The organism is Sphingopyxis sp. Geo48 (assembly GCF_949769155.1).
Taxonomy (GTDB): Bacteria; Pseudomonadota; Alphaproteobacteria; order Sphingomonadales; family Sphingomonadaceae; genus Sphingopyxis.
In genome coordinates this window covers 128944-145553 of the sequence record NZ_CATKPA010000002.1, presented here as the reverse complement: position 1 = coordinate 145553, position 16610 = coordinate 128944, and the positions used below count along the sequence as shown (strand labels likewise).

At 58.4% G+C, this 16610-nt stretch carries 18 protein-coding genes; 8 read left to right on the top strand and 10 right to left on the bottom strand.

The genetic code is table 11. The features are described from left to right. Positions 1–13 precede the first annotated feature (13 nt). The gene (locus QOL79_RS07335; protein ID WP_283419154.1) at positions 14–658 is read left to right on the top strand and encodes an FABP family protein; all 645 of its coding nucleotides are present in this window, start codon (positions 14–16) and stop codon (positions 656–658) included. Positions 659–661: 3 nt separating this feature from the next. Here the strand turns inward: QOL79_RS07335 and QOL79_RS07330 are convergent, their stop codons facing one another. Continuing rightward, entirely contained in the window at positions 662–1282 is a 621-nt protein-coding gene (locus QOL79_RS07330; protein WP_283419153.1) for a PilZ domain-containing protein, read from the bottom strand. A gap of 290 nt (positions 1283–1572) precedes the next feature. After that, positions 1573–2613, bottom strand: a complete 1041-nt coding sequence (locus tag QOL79_RS07325; RefSeq protein ID WP_283419152.1) for a rod shape-determining protein — start codon at positions 2611–2613, stop codon at positions 1573–1575. A gap of 467 nt (positions 2614–3080) precedes the next feature. Here QOL79_RS07325 and QOL79_RS07320 point away from each other — a divergent pair, with 467 nt between their 5' ends. Continuing rightward, positions 3081–3413, top strand: coding sequence for a MobC domain-containing protein (locus tag QOL79_RS07320; protein WP_283419151.1), 333 nt, complete (start codon positions 3081–3083; stop codon positions 3411–3413). Further along, entirely contained in the window at positions 3410–4696 is a 1287-nt protein-coding gene (locus QOL79_RS07315; protein ID WP_283419150.1) for a relaxase/mobilization nuclease domain-containing protein, read from the top strand. The genes QOL79_RS07320 and QOL79_RS07315 overlap by 4 nt, the downstream gene beginning before the upstream one ends. On the opposite strand, the gene QOL79_RS07310 is transcribed toward QOL79_RS07315, so the two are convergent. From QOL79_RS07310 to QOL79_RS07300, 3 genes are read right to left on the bottom strand one after another with little or no spacing between them, the layout of a single operon-like run. Further along, complete coding sequence (locus tag QOL79_RS07310; protein WP_283419149.1) at positions 4693–5586, bottom strand: plasmid partitioning protein RepB C-terminal domain-containing protein; 894 nt, start codon at positions 5584–5586, stop codon at positions 4693–4695. The two genes, QOL79_RS07315 and QOL79_RS07310, sit on opposite strands and share 4 nt — an antisense overlap. After that, positions 5583–6476, bottom strand: a complete 894-nt coding sequence (locus QOL79_RS07305) for a plasmid partitioning protein RepB C-terminal domain-containing protein (RefSeq protein WP_283419148.1) — start codon at positions 6474–6476, stop codon at positions 5583–5585. Before QOL79_RS07305 ends, QOL79_RS07310 begins: the two co-directional genes overlap by 4 nt. 2 nt (positions 6477–6478) lie before the next feature. Further along, a complete protein-coding gene (locus QOL79_RS07300; RefSeq protein WP_283419147.1) occupies positions 6479–8050 on the bottom strand; it encodes a recombinase family protein in 1572 nt (523 codons plus the stop codon). 74 nt (positions 8051–8124) lie between these two features. Between QOL79_RS07300 and QOL79_RS07295 the strand changes: the two genes are divergently transcribed. From QOL79_RS07295 to QOL79_RS07285, 3 genes are all read left to right on the top strand, one after another. Beyond that, positions 8125–8475 (top strand): hypothetical protein, encoded by a 351-nt coding sequence (locus QOL79_RS07295; protein ID WP_283419146.1) that lies wholly within the window; start codon positions 8125–8127, stop codon positions 8473–8475. 89 nt (positions 8476–8564) lie between these two features. After that, positions 8565–9305, top strand: coding sequence for a type II secretion system protein (locus tag QOL79_RS07290; protein ID WP_283419145.1), 741 nt, complete (start codon positions 8565–8567; stop codon positions 9303–9305). Between the two features lie 230 nt (positions 9306–9535). Beyond that, positions 9536–9709 carry a hypothetical protein gene (locus QOL79_RS07285; protein ID WP_283419144.1) on the top strand — a complete coding sequence of 58 codons (174 nt, stop codon included), beginning with the start codon at positions 9536–9538 and terminating at the stop codon, positions 9707–9709. A gap of 31 nt (positions 9710–9740) precedes the next feature. On the opposite strand, the gene QOL79_RS07280 is transcribed toward QOL79_RS07285, so the two are convergent. Then, the gene (locus QOL79_RS07280; RefSeq protein ID WP_283419143.1) at positions 9741–9944 is read right to left on the bottom strand and encodes a hypothetical protein; all 204 of its coding nucleotides are present in this window, start codon (positions 9942–9944) and stop codon (positions 9741–9743) included. Between the two features lie 425 nt (positions 9945–10369). Here QOL79_RS07280 and QOL79_RS07275 point away from each other — a divergent pair, with 425 nt between their 5' ends. Next, positions 10370–10978 (top strand): DUF6088 family protein, encoded by a 609-nt coding sequence (locus tag QOL79_RS07275; RefSeq protein WP_283419142.1) that lies wholly within the window; start codon positions 10370–10372, stop codon positions 10976–10978. Then, on the top strand, positions 10971–12032 hold the full coding sequence (locus QOL79_RS07270) for a nucleotidyl transferase AbiEii/AbiGii toxin family protein (RefSeq protein WP_283419141.1): 1062 nt from the start codon (positions 10971–10973) through the stop codon (positions 12030–12032). Before QOL79_RS07275 ends, QOL79_RS07270 begins: the two co-directional genes overlap by 8 nt. Before the next feature lie 7 nt (positions 12033–12039). Here QOL79_RS07270 and QOL79_RS07265 read toward each other — a convergent pair whose 3' ends face one another. From QOL79_RS07265 to QOL79_RS07250, 4 genes are all read right to left on the bottom strand, one after another. Further along, positions 12040–12348 (bottom strand): hypothetical protein, encoded by a 309-nt coding sequence (locus QOL79_RS07265; protein WP_283419140.1) that lies wholly within the window; start codon positions 12346–12348, stop codon positions 12040–12042. A 260-nt stretch (positions 12349–12608) separates the two neighbouring features. Further along, positions 12609–13532, bottom strand: coding sequence for an ArdC family protein (locus QOL79_RS07260; RefSeq protein WP_283419139.1), 924 nt, complete (start codon positions 13530–13532; stop codon positions 12609–12611). A 232-nt stretch (positions 13533–13764) separates the two neighbouring features. After that, positions 13765–15021, bottom strand: a complete 1257-nt coding sequence (locus QOL79_RS07255) for an McrC family protein (RefSeq protein WP_283419138.1) — start codon at positions 15019–15021, stop codon at positions 13765–13767. 17 nt (positions 15022–15038) lie between these two features. Then, on the bottom strand, positions 15039–16595 hold the full coding sequence (locus tag QOL79_RS07250) for an McrB family protein (RefSeq protein ID WP_283419137.1): 1557 nt from the start codon (positions 16593–16595) through the stop codon (positions 15039–15041). Positions 16596–16610: the final 15 nt, after the last annotated feature.

Sequence of the window (16610 nt, the reverse complement as noted above, 5' to 3'; positions counted from 1 at the left end):
AAGGGGGCAAGCGATGGAATTACCCGACGATATCTTCACCGAGCCCGAGGACGTCGATCCCGAAACGCTGAACAATCTCGGCCCGCTGCGCCGGCTGGCCGGCATATGGGAGGGCCAGCGCGGCGTCGACGTCAATCCGAAGGCCGACGGCCCCGAAACGCGCAAATATTATGAGCGGATCGAGATGCAGCCGATCGACCCGCAGGCGAACGGACCGCAGCTTTTCTATGGCCTGCGCTATCACGTCCATATCAACACGCGCGAAGAGGACATCACCTTTCACGATCAGGTCGGCTACTGGCTTTATGAAGCCGCGACCGGCGTGATCCTGCAGACGCTGGCGATCCCGCGCGGGCAGATCGCGATCGCGGCGGGCCACGCCAAGCCCGGCGACAGGAAACTGGTCCTGAAAGCCGAGCGCGGCCAGACCGAATATGGCATCTGTTCGACGACTTTCCTCGACCTCGCCTTTCGCACCGACAGCTACCAGCTGACGGTCGATTTTCACGACGACGGGTCGTGGAGTTATGTCTCCGACACGATGCTGATGGTGAAGGGCCGTGACGAGCCTTTCCTTCACCGCGACCATAACCGGCTGAGCAAGATCGGCGAGCCCGACCTCAATCCCTGGGCGAAAATCGCCAAAGGCGGGGCATAACGATCAGCTCTGGAAACGGCGGATGCTCTCAAGGTCGGCGCGGTCGAGCGGCTGGGTCAGCCACAAGCCGCCACGCGTCCCGCGCGCCCAGCGGACGATCGCCTTGCGGTGAATGCCGCTGGCGAGGGCCAGGTCGACTTCCTTGCCGACCTCGAGCGCACCGTCGTGGACGAACCCCGCGCCGCTCTGCGACAGGTCGACGAGTTCGATGTCGCTCGTCCCCTCTTCGGTCGTGACCTTCGCCCGAGTGTGCACGGGCAAGCGCGGCTGGCGATAGCCGCTGGCACGCTGTTCGGCGGCGAGTTGCTTCAGCACGTCGGCGACATCGACTTCCCGGTCGAACTCGACGCCGAGACGGCCGCCCTCCGACCACACGACCTTGCCGCGGACGACGACGGCGTCCGACAGCGCGATTTCGAGCTTCTCGCCGACCTCAACCGGCACGTCGGCGGCGAGCATCATCCCGCGATCCGACATGTTGCGGACGCGCCACAGCCCGACGTCGCCGTCGCGCGTCACCTTTGCGATGCGCCAGACGGTGCGATAGCGATCGCCGCCGCGACGATCGGCGTCCACTCCGGCGACCGGCTGGGACACGGCATTGGCAGCGATCGGTTTCTTCATGCCATCCTCATTCGGAATAGCGCCGGGAGAGCGGGAATAGGTCATCGTTATACTTCAGTACGCATGAATAACGCCACCATATGCATAGCGAAAATCTTCTTATTACTCAACGCCGTCGCGTCCCGCAGTTAACGGTTCATCAACGAGTTAACCTGATCCCACCGCGACATTGCCTGCCGAATATGAATAAAATCCCCAATTTGCTAAATTTAACGGCGCCAGAACGGCGGCATTAAGTGAAGAAATGGGTAAATGACGGCCGGTGCGGGCACTCGCCTCGACGCGGCGGGTCAGGCGGCAGCCAAAGCTCCGTGAAACACGACTTCTTCCATGGCCTGTCCCGCCCCCATCGCGACGCAGATCAGGGCGTCGGACGCGACCCGTACCGGCAGGCCCGTCCGCTTCGCAATGGCCTGGTCCATCCGGCCGAGCAGCGCGCCGCCACCGGTCAGCGTGATGCCGTCGTCGATGATGTCGGCCGACAGTTCGGGCGCGGTCTCCTCGAGCGCCGCCATCACCGCCATCAGGATCTGGCCGACGGGTTCGGTGAGCGCTTCGGCGATTTCCGCCTCCGACACGGTGATTTCGGACGGACGGCCGCTGACCAGATCGCGGCCCTTGACCGCCATCGCCATCCCCGCGCCGTCGGGCGGGAGCGCGCAACCGAGCAGCAGCTTGACGCGCTCGGCGGTCATTTCGCCGATCATCATATTGTGCTTGCGGCGGATGTAGGAGGCGATCATGTCGTCCATCTTGTCGCCGCCGACGCGCACCGAATTGCAATAGGCGACCCCGCTCAGCGACAGCACCGCGACCTCGGTCGTCCCGCCGCCGATATCGACGACCATTGTCCCGCGCGGCTCGGTGACGGGCAAGCCGGCGCCGATCGCGGCGGCAAGCGGTTCGTCGATCAGCCGCACGCTCGCCGCGCCGGCATTGGTCGCGGCATCGCGGATGGCGCGGCGCTCGACAGCGGTCGAGGCCGACGGCACGCAGACGACGATATGGCTGCGCGAGCGGAGCGGCCCGGCGACACCCACCGCCTTCTCGATGAAATGCTTGAGCATCTGCTCGGCAATGTCGATGTCGGCGATCACGCCGTCGCGCAAGGGGCGCAGCGCCTGGATATTGGCGGGCGTCTTGCCCATCATAAGCTTGGCCTCGTCGCCGACCACCTTGACGCGGCGGACGCCGTCGCGCGTCTCCAGCGCGATGACCGACGGTTCGTTGAGCACGATCCCGCGGTCGCGGGCGTAGATGACGGTATTCACGGTCCCGAGGTCGATGGCGATATCATGCGCGGCCGATGAGAAGCGCCGGAACATATTCATAAGCGAGGCGACACCCTGTTGCTGGGGCGCAAAAAAAGCGCCCGTAAGGGGCAGACCCGCCCCAAGGCCCCCGCCTCTAAACCCACGCATGTTGGCTGGCCGTCATGGCGTCAATTGTTACAGGAGGCGGCGCGCCCGATTCATGAGCCCGGCCGTTTTCCAGACCGGACGAGCGGTTCGTCGCACGATGAATGGAGGATTTGCGCGGTGATTATGGTGCCCACATACGGAGCGCCATTGAACCAAAACAGGGACTCGAACCCAGTCCCGATTGAGGACTCGAAAGTCCTGTTCCGCACATTGGATCAGTGGAACGAGATTCTCTCGGGCCTCAAAAGGTCGAAGATCATCATGGCGGGCGGCAGCCTGCCGAATGCCAAAGCGAGGCCAACGCCGCCCGTTCGTCGCCGTCGCAAAATCGGGGGTGCGAGATGAGCAAGCCCCCGCTCCATCCTATTTCCCTTCGTATGACATTCGAGGAAAAGGCCAATCTCGAAAAGGCAGCGGATGGCATGTCGCTGTCCGCCTATATTCGCTGGAAGCTGTTCGATCCGACATCGCCGCCGCCGCAACGGCGCGGCGCATTTCCCGTGAAGGATTTTCGTGCGCTGGCGCAGCTCCTCGCCATGCTCGGGCAATCGCGCCTCGCGAACAATATGAACCAGCTCGCCAAAGCCGCGAACTCGGGAAGCCTGCCCGTCACACCTGAAACCGAAGCCGCATTGCTGACCGCCGTGCGGGAAGTGGCGCATATGCGCTCTCTGCTGATTGAGGCGCTTGGCGTGGATGTGATGCCATGATCCTCAAAGGCTCACAGCGCAGCGGCGGGAAACAGCTCGGCCTCCATCTGCTTAAAACCGAAGAGAATGAGCATGTCGAGATTCATGAAGTGTCGGGGTTCATATCTGACACGGTGATGGGCGCGATGAACGAAGCCTATGCGCTCGCGCGCGGGACGAAGTGCCAGCAATATCTCTTCTCGCTTTCGCTCAGCCCGCCCGCGCTCGAATCCGTCCGCGTCGAAACATTCGAGAAAGCCCTATCCGACATTGAGGAACGGCTGGGGCTTATCGGTCAGCCGCGCATCGTCGTGTTCCACGAAAAGGAAGGGCGTCGCCATTGTCATGCCGTCTGGTCGCGCATCGACGCGGACACGATGACAGCGAAGGAACTCCCCTTCTTCAAGAACAAGCTCAATGAGATCGGGAAACAGCTCTATCTCGAAAATGGCTGGGCGATGCCGAAGGGCTTTGAAAGTCCGAAGCTGCGAAACCCAAGCAACTTCACATTGGACGAATGGCAACAGGCGAAGCGCGCGGGGCTTGATCCGCGCGAACTCAAATCCGCCGTTCAAGATTGCTGGAAACATGCCGATAGTGTCGGCGCGTTCGCCGCTGCGCTCGAAGAACGCGGCCTGTTTCTGGCGCGTGGTGATCGGCGCGGATTCGTCGCGATCAATATCGATGGCGATGTGTTCGCTATCTCGCGCCTGATCGGCGGCAAGGCCAAAGATGTTGCCGCGCGTCTCGGCGATCCATCACGCCTGCCATCGGTCGATGATGCCCGCGTCCGCATCGCATCCGACATCGCGCCGCGCCTGTCGCGCTATATCGCGGAGGCCAAGCGCATCGCCCGCACCAATATGGAACCCCTGATAGCCAAGCGCGAAGCGCTCAAGGTTCAGCATCAAGCTGAACGCCAAGCCAAAGATAAGTCTCTCTCCGCGCGTTGGGACAATGAGCAACGCACCCGAGCTGCCCGCATCCGCAAGGGGTTTACGGGCGCGTGGGATATTCTGACGGGGCGGTATTTCCGAACCCGCAAACAGAATGAGATGGAAGCCAAATTTGCGCGGGAGCGCGATAGCCATGAGCGGCAGGCTCTGATCCAGCGACAGCTACAGGATCGGCAAGCCCTTCAAGACCTCATCCGTGAGAACCGCCGCAAGGAAGCCGAACGCATTCTCAGCCTCTATCGCGACGCCGCCGCATACCGGCGTATGCAGGGCGAGCGCGACAAAGATCGTGGTCACGGCTCCGCCACCCTGCGTCCCAAACGGGATCGCGGATTGGACTTGGGTTAGGCCGCATTTCTCAATTGCACGATCCGCTGGAACTCAGCGAGCAACTCGGGATGATGCCGCGCAAGGTGATGCACCACGCGCACATTTTCGATCAAACGGCATAGGTAGCCGGTTGCCAGAACGAGATCGAGATGATCGGTGCCATAGCTCTGCTCGATCATGCGGAACTCGCGGTCGATGTTCGTTGCTTCCCGCTCCATATGATCGAGTTGTTCATCGCTGAGGCCGCGAACGGCCTTCTTCTTATCGCTCACGAGCTGATGCTGCGGCGTCGCCGCCACGAGCGATTTGGCATAGGGCCATGAAAACTTATTCATCGCGATCATGGTTTCGGCGGCCTCGATCTGCCTCATCGGGCGCATCTTCTTCAATTCACTGAATGTGTTGATCGGCACCATGCGATCTTGGAGCAGCTTTTCCACTTCCCGGCATATGCCGTCGAGCAGACGGCGCTTATCTCGGATCGTGGTGATATTGACGTTGAGCGCGCGAGCCAGCCGCTCTTCCGAAACCCCTTTCTCAAGGGCTTTCAGGATCATCTTGTGCTCCTGCACGATAGCCATGCGACTGATGCGCTTATTGTAGGTGATGGCCTCATCGTCAGTGGCGATAAGGCAGACGACATCCTTGTCGCCGCGCTCTTTCAGGATTTCGATGCGCATATGGCCATCCAATAGCCGGTAGCGATCCTCTTTGCCCTTCACCCTCACCACGACAGGAGGCTCGATAATGCCGACCTCGCGGATCGATGCAGCGATCTGCGCATATTTGACCGACTTTTTGATCGTCGAGGTGACGACGCGCATCGGCTCGATGTCGCCAAGCGGGATGCGCAAGCTGGTGGTTTCAAAAGCGAGTTTGATTTTTCGGTTTCGCGGGCTGCCGGTCATTGGAGATTGATCCTGACATTCTGGATTCGCTCGGCGAGGCGGTTCGGCATCGATTCCAAGCCTTCGTCTTCGAGAAGCGCGATGAAGGTCTCGTCGTTCGAGAGCTGGCTCAATGCTTCGACGATGAACACAAGGCGGTTCCGGGTCGCCTCTGTCTTGCGGATCATCATGCGCTTACGCTCGGTGTCTTCCTGAAAGGCTTTCACCAAGCCCTCGGGCGTTGTGGCCCCGCCTTTTTCGACCATGCCACGCAGCTTCGATGCCTTGCCGGATCGCTTTCTGACCTCGACCAAGCGCCGTGCCGCGATGAGCGCACGGCCCCGCAGGAGCTTGTCTTCATAGGCTTTATGAAGCGCCGCCTGCACGCCCTGATCGTCTGCCTCGCAGATTTCGAGCGCAACCGAGATCGGCAAATACCCCGCCTCGACGGCGGCGACGAGCCGCCGCTCTCCTCGTTCGAGCAATTTCCCGACACTATAGACGTAGTTGGCCGACAAGCCGGTCTTCTCGGCAATCTCGTTGTCGGAATAACCGCGCTGCCGCATCCCCACGATGTCTTGCAAAAGGTCAACGGCCTGATGCTGGCGGCGAGCGCAGTTTTCAACGAGGCTCGCGACCATGCAATCTTCCGTGTCCGCGGTCACGATCAGGGCGGGAACTTCGGTCTGCCCTAGCTCGCGAAAGGCTTCCAATCGCCCTTGTCCGCACACAAGATCGTAGAGGGGGCCATCCGAACCCTGCCGCGATGTCACCGTGATCGGGCGTTTGAGACCGATCTCGGCAATATTCTCGACGATGCCTTTGTGAGTCTTTTTGCTGCGAAGGCGCGGATTGACGATGGTGATCCGATCAATCGGGATCATCTCGACGCGCTGTGCGGGGCGCGCCATCGTCACGCCGCCCGCCGAAACGGCGCGCGCTCCGCGAGCGCGAAGAAGCCGTCGAGCGATTCATATCGGAAAGCATCGAGCGAAAGACCGTTATGCTCCGCGAGCCGCAATACGCCTTCGGCAAGCGTCATGTGCGGCAATATATAATAGTCGTGCGCGTTCATATTATCCTCGTCCATTCTGACGCAGATGGTGATGTCGGGGCGAAGGCTCTCGTCGAGCCGGATTTTCCAGCGGCGATTGCCGCCGCGTGTGAGCTTGCAACGCGCGATCACGATGGATGCGGTGATCTCTTCGTTGATAAGCAGCGTATCGTTTTCGAGGTTTTGGATGGCCGAGCCGCCAGCCGCGCGCACGCCCTCGATCACGCTTTTCACAATTGAGGGATGCATTCTGCGCAGCGCGCGATTGATTTCGAGATAGCGGTAATCATGGTCAGGGACATATCCGACCAAGGAATAGGCGCGGAGGAGACTGCCGAAGCGCGACTGATACGCGCTGCTCGATGGTCCATCCTCGCACTCGTCGATAATCAGGCCAGACAGCGTGCCGTTCTTCGCAAAAATGTCAGCGAGCAAGGCGAGCATTTCTTCATCGGAAAGGCGCTGTGATCGCTGCTCAATGATGAGCCGCGCGGCATCGAAAACGTCCTGCGACACGATGGCGGGAAACGCCTGATCGTGCCTGATCCACTGGGATGGATCGTTGCGGACATGCTTGGTTTTCAGCTTGAAGGATGTGCGGCCCCACACGTTATGGCCCGCATATTTGTCGTTGATAAGAATCTGATGGACCGCGCCGCGCGACCACGGACGCTCAAGATCGGACATGATCCCTTGGGCGTTGAGCCAATCGGCGATTTGCCGTTCCGTCTGCTGCTCATCAACGAACCGTCGATAGATTTCGCGGACAATAGCGACTTCTTCATCCGGCCCCTGAACGAGCACAACGCGATCCGTCGCGATGCTCTTGTGCTCGCCTCGATCTAAAATGCCTTTATGCTGGCCGTGCTCATCGACGAGCATCCGCCGCAATCCAAATCCCGGCGGGCCACCCTGCCGAAAGCCAAGGGTGATGAGGCGGCACTGCCCCTTGAACACCTTGACCGAAAGCTCGCGGCTATATTCCCCCGCCATCACCTGCTTGACGGTCGTTACAATGGACGACCCCATAGAGCCGTCATTCTCGACCTGCTCGGCGCAGAAATGAAGAGCGATGCCCGCGCTTTTGCAAAGCCAAGCATAATGCGCGGATTCGTTGGGGTCTTGAAAACGACCCCACCGGCTTACGTCATAAACGAGGACCGCTTCAAAATCGGCGTTCCCGCTCTGGATGTCCGTTAAAAGCTGCTGGAAGGAATCGCGCCCGTCGATGCTCAGGCCGCTTTTCCCCTCATCTGCATAGGTGCGGACGATCTCGAAACCGCGCCGCTGGGCATAGGCGCGAATTTCGGCGGTCTGATTATCGGTCGAATATTTCTGATGATCGGTGGACATGCGGACATATTCGGCTGCCCGTTTCAGCGGCCTTTCGTCGTCTGACCCGTCCTTATCTGTCCTCCACTCGATAACCATTGATACGCCTTGGTGTTGATCGTTCGCTTTCCTGTCGGCTGCTGTCGCCCTCCTAACAGCAAAGGAGAGGTAACATGTTGCCGAAGAAGGGAAGTTCATTTCCAATTGGTCGCGCTGGGTTGACGGAAGCGGAGTTCGCGCAAGTGATCGCATCGGCCCTGAAGGTCGAATTCGGATCAGCCCGAAACGGAATTAAGATCATCACGCAATGGACCGGCGTTAGTCAGCGCACGGCCAAAAACTGGCTGAGCGGCAAAAATGCGCCCAGCGGTGTGCATCTCGTCATGCTGGCGAGGGAGTCCAATGCCGTCCTGAAGGCGCTGATGCTGATGGCGGAACGCCCCGAAATGTCGCTGGGAGCAAGCCTGTTGTCCCTAAAACGCCTACTGGCAGAGACCATGACAGCGCTCGATCAAATGATGTGAGGTACGCTGGATCGGTCGAAACAGGCCGAGCCGCCAATATTGAATTAAATATCTCAATTTGCTAGATTTGATTTAACAAAAGGAACTGCATGAAATGCGCGCATAACAAAAATCAGACTGGCTTCACGCTCGTCGAAATCTCCATCGCGATGATTATAATCGGCCTGCTGATCGGCGGCACATTCGGCGGGATGAAGCTCGTCGAGAATATGCAGGTGAACAAGACCGTGCAGGATTTGAAGTCATTCGACTCTGCCGGTCTGACCTTCAAAGATATATATGGCCGCCTTCCCGGCGACCTCCCCAATCCGAGCACCCGTTTACCGAGCTGCGCCGCAGCGCCTTGTTCGGTGGGAGGTAACGGAAACAGAAGGATCGGCGACGATCCCTATGACGCTGCTCTAAGCGCAACGAGCGAGCGGTTCGTGTTCTGGCAGCATCTCTTGGCCGCCAATCTGATTTCAAATGTGACCCCCACAAACGATCTTCGCTTTGGCGAGGGCCAGCCCGCCAACCCAATGGCTGGAGGATACCGATTGATCGGCTTTCAACCCTATTCGATAATGGGAACGGGGCAAATGGTGGGGAAACATCTATTTTGGATTTCCGAGCGATATAGCGACGCATTCCAAGCTGCACCTACCGGCACGCAACTCCAAGATGCAGCAGATTGCCGTCTTGTTCAGCAACTTGATATAAAGGGCGACGATGGACGTCCAACAACGGGCCGAATTCAAAATTTCGTCTGCAATGACAATCCGAGTTCGACGTCTTCAAACTGGGCAAACCTAGATCTACAGGCTGCGATATTTTATACTCTCGCGTATTGATCTTGCGGTTTTTGATCCTCGTTCGCCTTCCTCCCTTTCTTCACCGCCACATGATCCGCTGGCTGACAGAACCTATCTGCACTCGGTTGAACATGATGCAAGGCGGGATCGTGATCCCTGGCCTTCTCCACAGTCGTTGCGATCACAGGTGATGCATCGGCAATCGATGTGCAAATGCACGTCCTCCAACGCGGCTCATGGTGAGCGGCGCATAGCAAATGGAGGAAGCCATGAACTTCAATCTCACCTACAACGATCTTGCAACCAAATCGACATCGCAGCTTGCGGCTCTGTTCCAACAGGCGTCGACAGCCATCGCGGCGAACCAAGCCGCCGTCGCATCGGCGCAATCGCTTCTAGCGATGATCGCGCAAGAACTCGGTCGCCGTGGTCCAGCGCCATAGCGACGCTGGCCACAAGCCCCGAAGGGGAGCGTTAGCTCCCCTTCTTTGCTGGCTTTTCCTCGTTGATCCGCATGACGATCCGACCATTTACGGGGATCGCATTGAGCGCGAGCGTGAAGCCCTTGCCGTCCTTGGTGGCCCATGCGACGCCGATGTCGGTCCAGCGGGCGTTGTCGCCGTCACCCATGACGTTGAACAGGCGGTGGCTCGGGCGGTTTGCGTTTGTGTCAGACATTTCAGTTCTCCTTGGTTTCCGCCGAAGGATAATTCCCTCGGCTTCATGGGGAGACTCGTGACCTGACGATGGAGACGAGGATCAAAGGCTGAGCGCAGCGAACAATCGCGCGGAGCTGCACAAACGCAGTGCGGAAGCGAGCGGCCTTGATCCGAGACGCGGCTGGTCAAAAACCCATGAATGAATGCCGGTAGGAATGTCCCCTGCTCGGTGGTGATCTTAGGAGAATGTGGCCCGACACGAATGCAACCGAACCGTGCCTATGCGGCTTGGCGGTGTGCGCGTTTCCACGGACTGAACAACGCGGGCCTCTGCCCGTCTCACGACAAGGCTTTCCACATGAAACGGCTGTATTTTATGGCTCCAAATGCTCAATTGCTTGTTAGAAAATAACGTGCTATTATCTAACAAGAAGGATGAGAAAAATGTCTGCCGTAACCGACAAAATCATGAAGCGTGTGCGCGGGAAAGGGCGCGGCTGGGCCTTTACGCCCAAGGATTTTCTCGACCTCGGCACCCGTGCGTCCATCGACATGGCGCTGACCCGTCTCGTGCAGGCGAGCCAGATTCGGCGCATCGGGCGTGGCCTTTATGATTACCCCAAGCTGCATGACAAGCTCGGCGCACTCACCCCCGATGCCGACACCATTGCGCAGGCGGTTGCGACGCAAAGCGGTGACAAACTCTCCTCCTCAGGTGCGCAGGCTGCCAACCGTCTCGGCATCTCCACGCAAGTTCCGGCCAAGACAAGCTATGCAACCAGCGGACAGACGCGCGTCAAGAAAGTCGCCGGTCGCACCATCGCGCTCAAGCGGTCACGCGCCCCGATCCTTGATGACGCATCGCCCGATGCGAACGCGGTTCTGCAACTGCTCGCCCATGTCGGCAAAGATAAGATCGACGACGATCTTATCCAACGCCTGTCGGCACAGATCGATGACCGCGATTTCAAAGCCCTGACGAAAGCGCAGCCGCTTATGCCGGGCTGGATGAGCGATGCGGTGCTCAAGATAGGTTTGGTTCGACATGGATGAATTTGCGCGCAGACCCGCCGATGATCGCCTCGCCTTCATCAATGAGGCGGCAGCGCGGCGTGATGTCACGCCGATCATCATCGAAAAGGATTTCTGGGTCTGCTGGACACTGCGCCGCCTGATGGAAGTGTCGGTGCTGCGCGATCACCTCACCTTCAAGGGCGGCACATCTCTCTCGAAAGCCTATGGCATCATAGAACGCTTCTCGGAGGACATCGACCTCACCATCGGGCGCGATGCGCCTTTGATCGTCGATACTCTCCCGCCGATGGAGGACGGGATAAGCGGCAAGGAACGGGATCGCCGCACGAAGGCGCTCAAAGCCGCCGCGCAATCCTATGTCGAATCTATTGCTCTTGCCGAGATGGCGACCGCGATTGAACGCGCGTTCGGCACAAAGGATGGATGGGACGTGGTGCTCGATCCCGATGATCGGGACGCGCAAACGATCCTGTTCCGCTATCCGAAGCTGCTGAACTATGGTCGCGGCTTCGGGTCGGGACGTTTCGGCGTCGGTGCCTTCGGCGAAGGCGAAGATGGCTATATCAAGCCGCGCATCAAACTCGAATTCGGCGCGCGCGGTGAAACCGAACCTTCGGAAACCCGAACGATCACGCCCTATCTCGCAGCCGAATTTCCCGATGAGCTGCCCGATGCATCGGTGTCCGTGTCAACGCTATCGGTGGAGCGCACCTTTTGGGAGAAGGTGACGATCCTCCACGCCCTTCATCACGGCACCAAACTGCTGCCCGAAATGTCCCGCCATTATTACGATACGATGATGCTGGCGGCGAAAGGCATTGACGATGCAGCCAAGCAAGAGCCTGATCTGCTCGCCAAGGTCGTGCTCAACAAGAGCCTGATGTTCGCGGACAATAAGGCATCCTATGGCACGGCGAAACTCGGCACGCTCCGCCTTGCCCCGAATGACGAACTGCGCGCGCGTCTGGCGGACGACTATGCCGCCATGTCGGAGATGTTCATGACGCCGCCGCCCTCATTCGACGAGTTGATGACTGCGATTTCCGCACTGGAAACGAAGCTCAACGGATAACCCGCGCTCAAAAGAGCGCGAGTTGGCGGGATGCGGCCTCGGCATTGCGCCATACAGGCGTATTCGCGACCTCGGCGATCCATGCTTCGACATAGGCTTCGGGACCGCCCATATGATCGACACTGCTGCGGGGGATGAAGTGCGAGCGATAGCCGGTTTCGGTAATCGGCAACGGCGCGCGGGCTGGCTTGATGCTCTGGACTTCGAGATGGGCCATTGATTCCCCATCGTCGAACGCGACGTAATCGGCGTTCCAGCGAATTTCGATCTCGATGCCGTTCCAGTTTTTGTGAATGATTGCGTAGTCGGTTTTCATGTCTGCCTCCTTTGGCGTTTGGGTTCGTCCGGTGGACGGGGAGGCAAAGCGGCGGGCGCGGTCGGTCGTCCGTCACCGCCACAGGCGGGAAACGGGAAACACGGGAGCGAATAGCGAATGGATCGGGCAACCCGTTGACGGGCGATCAGCGCCCGCCACTCTCACCGGCATCATCAACGGATGATCCCAAATGCGAGGCAGCAATGAAAAGGGGCCGACAAGCGGCCCCACGTTAGGACAGTATCGATATCGAAAGGCGGCTATGCCGCCTCCCGTTGTTCGGTGTCGGCAAGACGGGTCAGGAACTCGGCGGCTTTGTTGGCTGCGCTTGCCGCCGTGAAGATCGCCTTGCTGTCGGCTTTGAGGATGCGAAGCCAGTGACCGATATATTCGGCATGGTCTGCACGCGGCTCTGCGGTGATCCCAAGATCGCCGCAGAGGAATGCCGCGCTAAGCTCGGCAACCATCTCTTCCATCGCATAGGCATTGTCGCCAAAGCGTTTGCCGAACGTGCGATCACAACGGGACGATGCGCCTGACCAGTGGGTCAGCTCGTGGAGCAAGGTCGAATACCAGCCTTCGGATGCACTGCTCGTCGCGGTGCCGACGAAGCGATGACGATCCGGCATCGTGATGCTGTCACTGACCGTATTGTAGAATGCACGGGTGCCGCCGGTCATGATAGTCGCGCCGGTAGCTTGGATGAACTGCTCGGCACGTTCGCACGGGTCGATGCGGTCAACGGCGGGTTCCGAAGGTTCAATGTCTAAACCATCGACCTGCGCCGCGTTGAACACCCGCGATGCACGGGCGACGAAGAAACGGCTCTGCTGCTCATCGCCATTATCCGATGATGCAGACTCGCTCGGATCAAGATCGCGATAGAAGATGATTAGCGAGGATTTCTCGCCCTTGCGGACTTGCGCGCCCTTCTCCTGCCACTGGCGGTAGGTTCCCCACATGCCATGCTCGAACCCGCAAGCATCGGCGGCGGCCCAGAGAGCGACGGTGTTGACGCCGCGATAGGCTTTGCGGCTCGCGATGTTGGTCGGGCGTTGGATCGATCCGCCGTTGCGGTGCCAAGGCAGTTGCACATTGTCGCCGGAACCGGCCTCGATGGCGTTGATGATCTGATTGGTGATGGCGGTGTAAACGTCGAAGCGTTCATGTGATGAGGTGGTCATGTCCTGATCTCCTTTCGCTGTATCCTGAGGACGCGAAGGGATCGGGCTGGGGGTAAGTCGGCTCAGTCAGCCGCAGGCGGAACGGGCAACACGGGAGCGCAGCGAATGGATCGGGCAGCCTGTTGACGGGCAGACGGCCTCAGCCACATTCGCGGATGAAACTCAGGGTGCAGTGGAAGGAATGGTGGCCGCTAGCTGAACGAAGCGTCGGATCATTTGAACCGGAAAATTGTTAAACGGCTCCCGGAGGCAGAATACCAGCGATGTCTACGATCATCTGGTCAACGGCTGCTTGTATGTCGCCCTGAATGTCGACACGGTAGTGATAGAACTGCGCTCCTGTCGCCATGCGGCCAATTCGCTCCAATCGTTGGCTCTCACCGATATTGGCGGGCGTAAACAGAATGCCGATAGGCGATTTCGCAGACGTCACATGACTAATGATCTGATAGCGATCGGCCTCCTTGAGCTTCGGTTTGTATTTGACCTCGCCAATGCCGATGACCTCATGCTTCGACCTGCGAAATATGATGTCGGATTTGGTAGGATATACGCGACTGTCCTCGAACAATCGCCCTTGATGCTTGTTGCCGTCAAGGACGCTGATCCCGTGCGTGCGAAAGCCCGTCGCGATTGCCCGCCTCACAAATCGCTCGAAAATGTCATCGAGATTGAAGAGGAACGACGGCAATTCTTTACCACCAGGTTCGAACGTGAACGAAATGCCACCACCAGTCAGCAAGAGGTGGTAGATGCGCAGCATCCCCGAATATTGTGGGCGTAGTCTTCGCGATACCGACGCTTCGGTGTCGAAATCCAAAGCCGAAGGTTCGCGCGTCTGGACTCGCTGGAGCGTCTCAAGCGCATAACGAAGAAGGCGGCGTTCTTCGTTCCATGCTTCCTCAGCAGGTAGAAGGCTCGCGAAGCGGACGCAGGCAGATTTGACGACGCGATTTACGGGGCTGTCGAGACCGAATTCAAAGACGTTTGAAACGGTATCGACCGGATTGCCTCGCGAGATAAACTGGTTGATCGTCGGGCCAAATTCCACGCGCGGCTTGTAATAGCCCGTTTGGCGTCGCGCATAATAGCTACGCTCGAAACCTGAGGCGACGGCTTGCCGTAGATAGTGGCAAAAACTCCGCGCCAACATTTGGATCGGAGCGGGGTTCGCGCTCGTCTGGTAACGTCGAATTGTTGGGAGGATATTCCGATAATTTTCTCCGCCGATGTCGAGCATAGTCCAGAGGTTCTGGATAGGAAATTTCGGAACGATGTTTAGAGTGATGTCGGCAGTGAGCGGCAGATAGCCAATCAATCCGAGTGCCACGAGTCTCGCGCCATCGGTAACATCTGTCACTTCGATGGCACTGAGTTGCCGCGTTTCGGGGAGAATTAAAGACCGACCTTGCGCGTCAACGAGGTCAGCGCGAGGAAAGTAGCGTTGACCCCGTTCCTGAATTTCGACAATGCGCGCGGCGGTGGTCATGCATTACGCGCCATTGCTCAGACTGCTGGATCGTCTTCTCCAGCCGCCTCCGCCGCTTCATCAATTTTGAGCAGTTCCTCAATTTCGGTTTGCAGCCCCTCGTACCGTTGGCGCTCATGGAAAAGTGCGCGCTGCAATCCGAGTTGGACACGCCCTGTCCATACTTCCGCCAAGTCTTCAATGGAGCGGACTTTGAGGAAATTCGTGTGGCCGAAACCAACCGGCAAAGCATCGTTGAGGATGTCAAACAGCCGAAGGGTGCGCCGCCAAACTCGTTCCTCGACGCCCGCACTCTTGAGATGTGCTTCGAGAAACGCCTTATCAGGCTCCATCATAATCACGATGAAACGACGCAAAAGAGCGTCATCAAGATCGGTCACTGACCGGTCGAACGGATTTGCTGTCGCCAAGACCACCAAATTTCTCGGCAGCGAGATCGGGCGTCCTGAGATTGCAAGCGTAAACTCTTTATCGCGGTAATCGAGTTCGAGATAGGTCAGCAGCTCGCCAAAAATCCGCGCAACGTCACCGCGATTAAGCTCGTCGATCACGACGACGAAAAGCTGATCTTGAGCCTTGCTGGCCTTCTCCGCAAATTTCAGAAAGTGGCGATCTTCGAGGACATAGGTGACGCCCTTTGAACCATCGCTGCCTTTGGATTCGGCAGGGCGAAACCCTTCAACGAAATCATCATAACCAAAGGCTGGATGAAACTGTAGAAACAGGACGCGGTCGACATCACCGCCTGCAAGCGCTGCGGCAATCTGATGTGCAAGATGGGTTTTTCCGGTTCCGGGCGGCCCAGCAAGCAAAAACGATCTGCTCGTATCTTTTGCAATCGCATTTTGCACCGTCGCCAATGCTGGATCATCGAGACTGAGCGATGTTGTCTCTTCGGTTACAGGCACGGGGGGCAGAGGCGCAGCCAATGCCGCCATGATGCCGGCCGCTAACTCCGCTTGGAACTCATCGTTTGTTGGTCTGACGTTGATGGTGGCGGGCCAATCACGATTAGCGGTTAGCTTGAAACGTCCCCGATAAGGTTCTTGGAATTCCGTCAGACCAAGTTTCTCAACGAGAAGACGGTCAAACAACTCCTGCCACGACGAAATCTCGTCTGGGAATCCTTCGAATGCAAAAAGCCAAACGATAAAATCCTCAAACTCGAACGTTGCCGGAATCTGCTGCTCGAAAGCCGTTTGAAAATTTTCGGTTAAGCGAACATTCGCTTTTTCACCTTCGAGTTCCCCGCGCTGACGCATTTCGCGATAGCCGCGACTGGAAAAAAGGTTGCCCCACATCTTCGTGTCCTGACGGATCACGTAGTCATCTGGGTATTCCCGCTTCACCCCTTTCAAACGGGGCCGCATGAGATTGTTGCCGCTCGCAAACGGCGGAAGGCCAATCAGCTCGCCATTGAAATAGTGGTCTAGAAACTGATCCGTGCCTTTGCGTTTGGAAATATCGACCAAATCGCTTGTGCCGACGTCGTTCGCTGCGAACACGAACGCAGGGATAAGCCAGTTCGCACTAATCCCCTCAAGGGCCGTTATGGCGCCTTTGAGGGTCGACACGTCAAAGTATTGCAC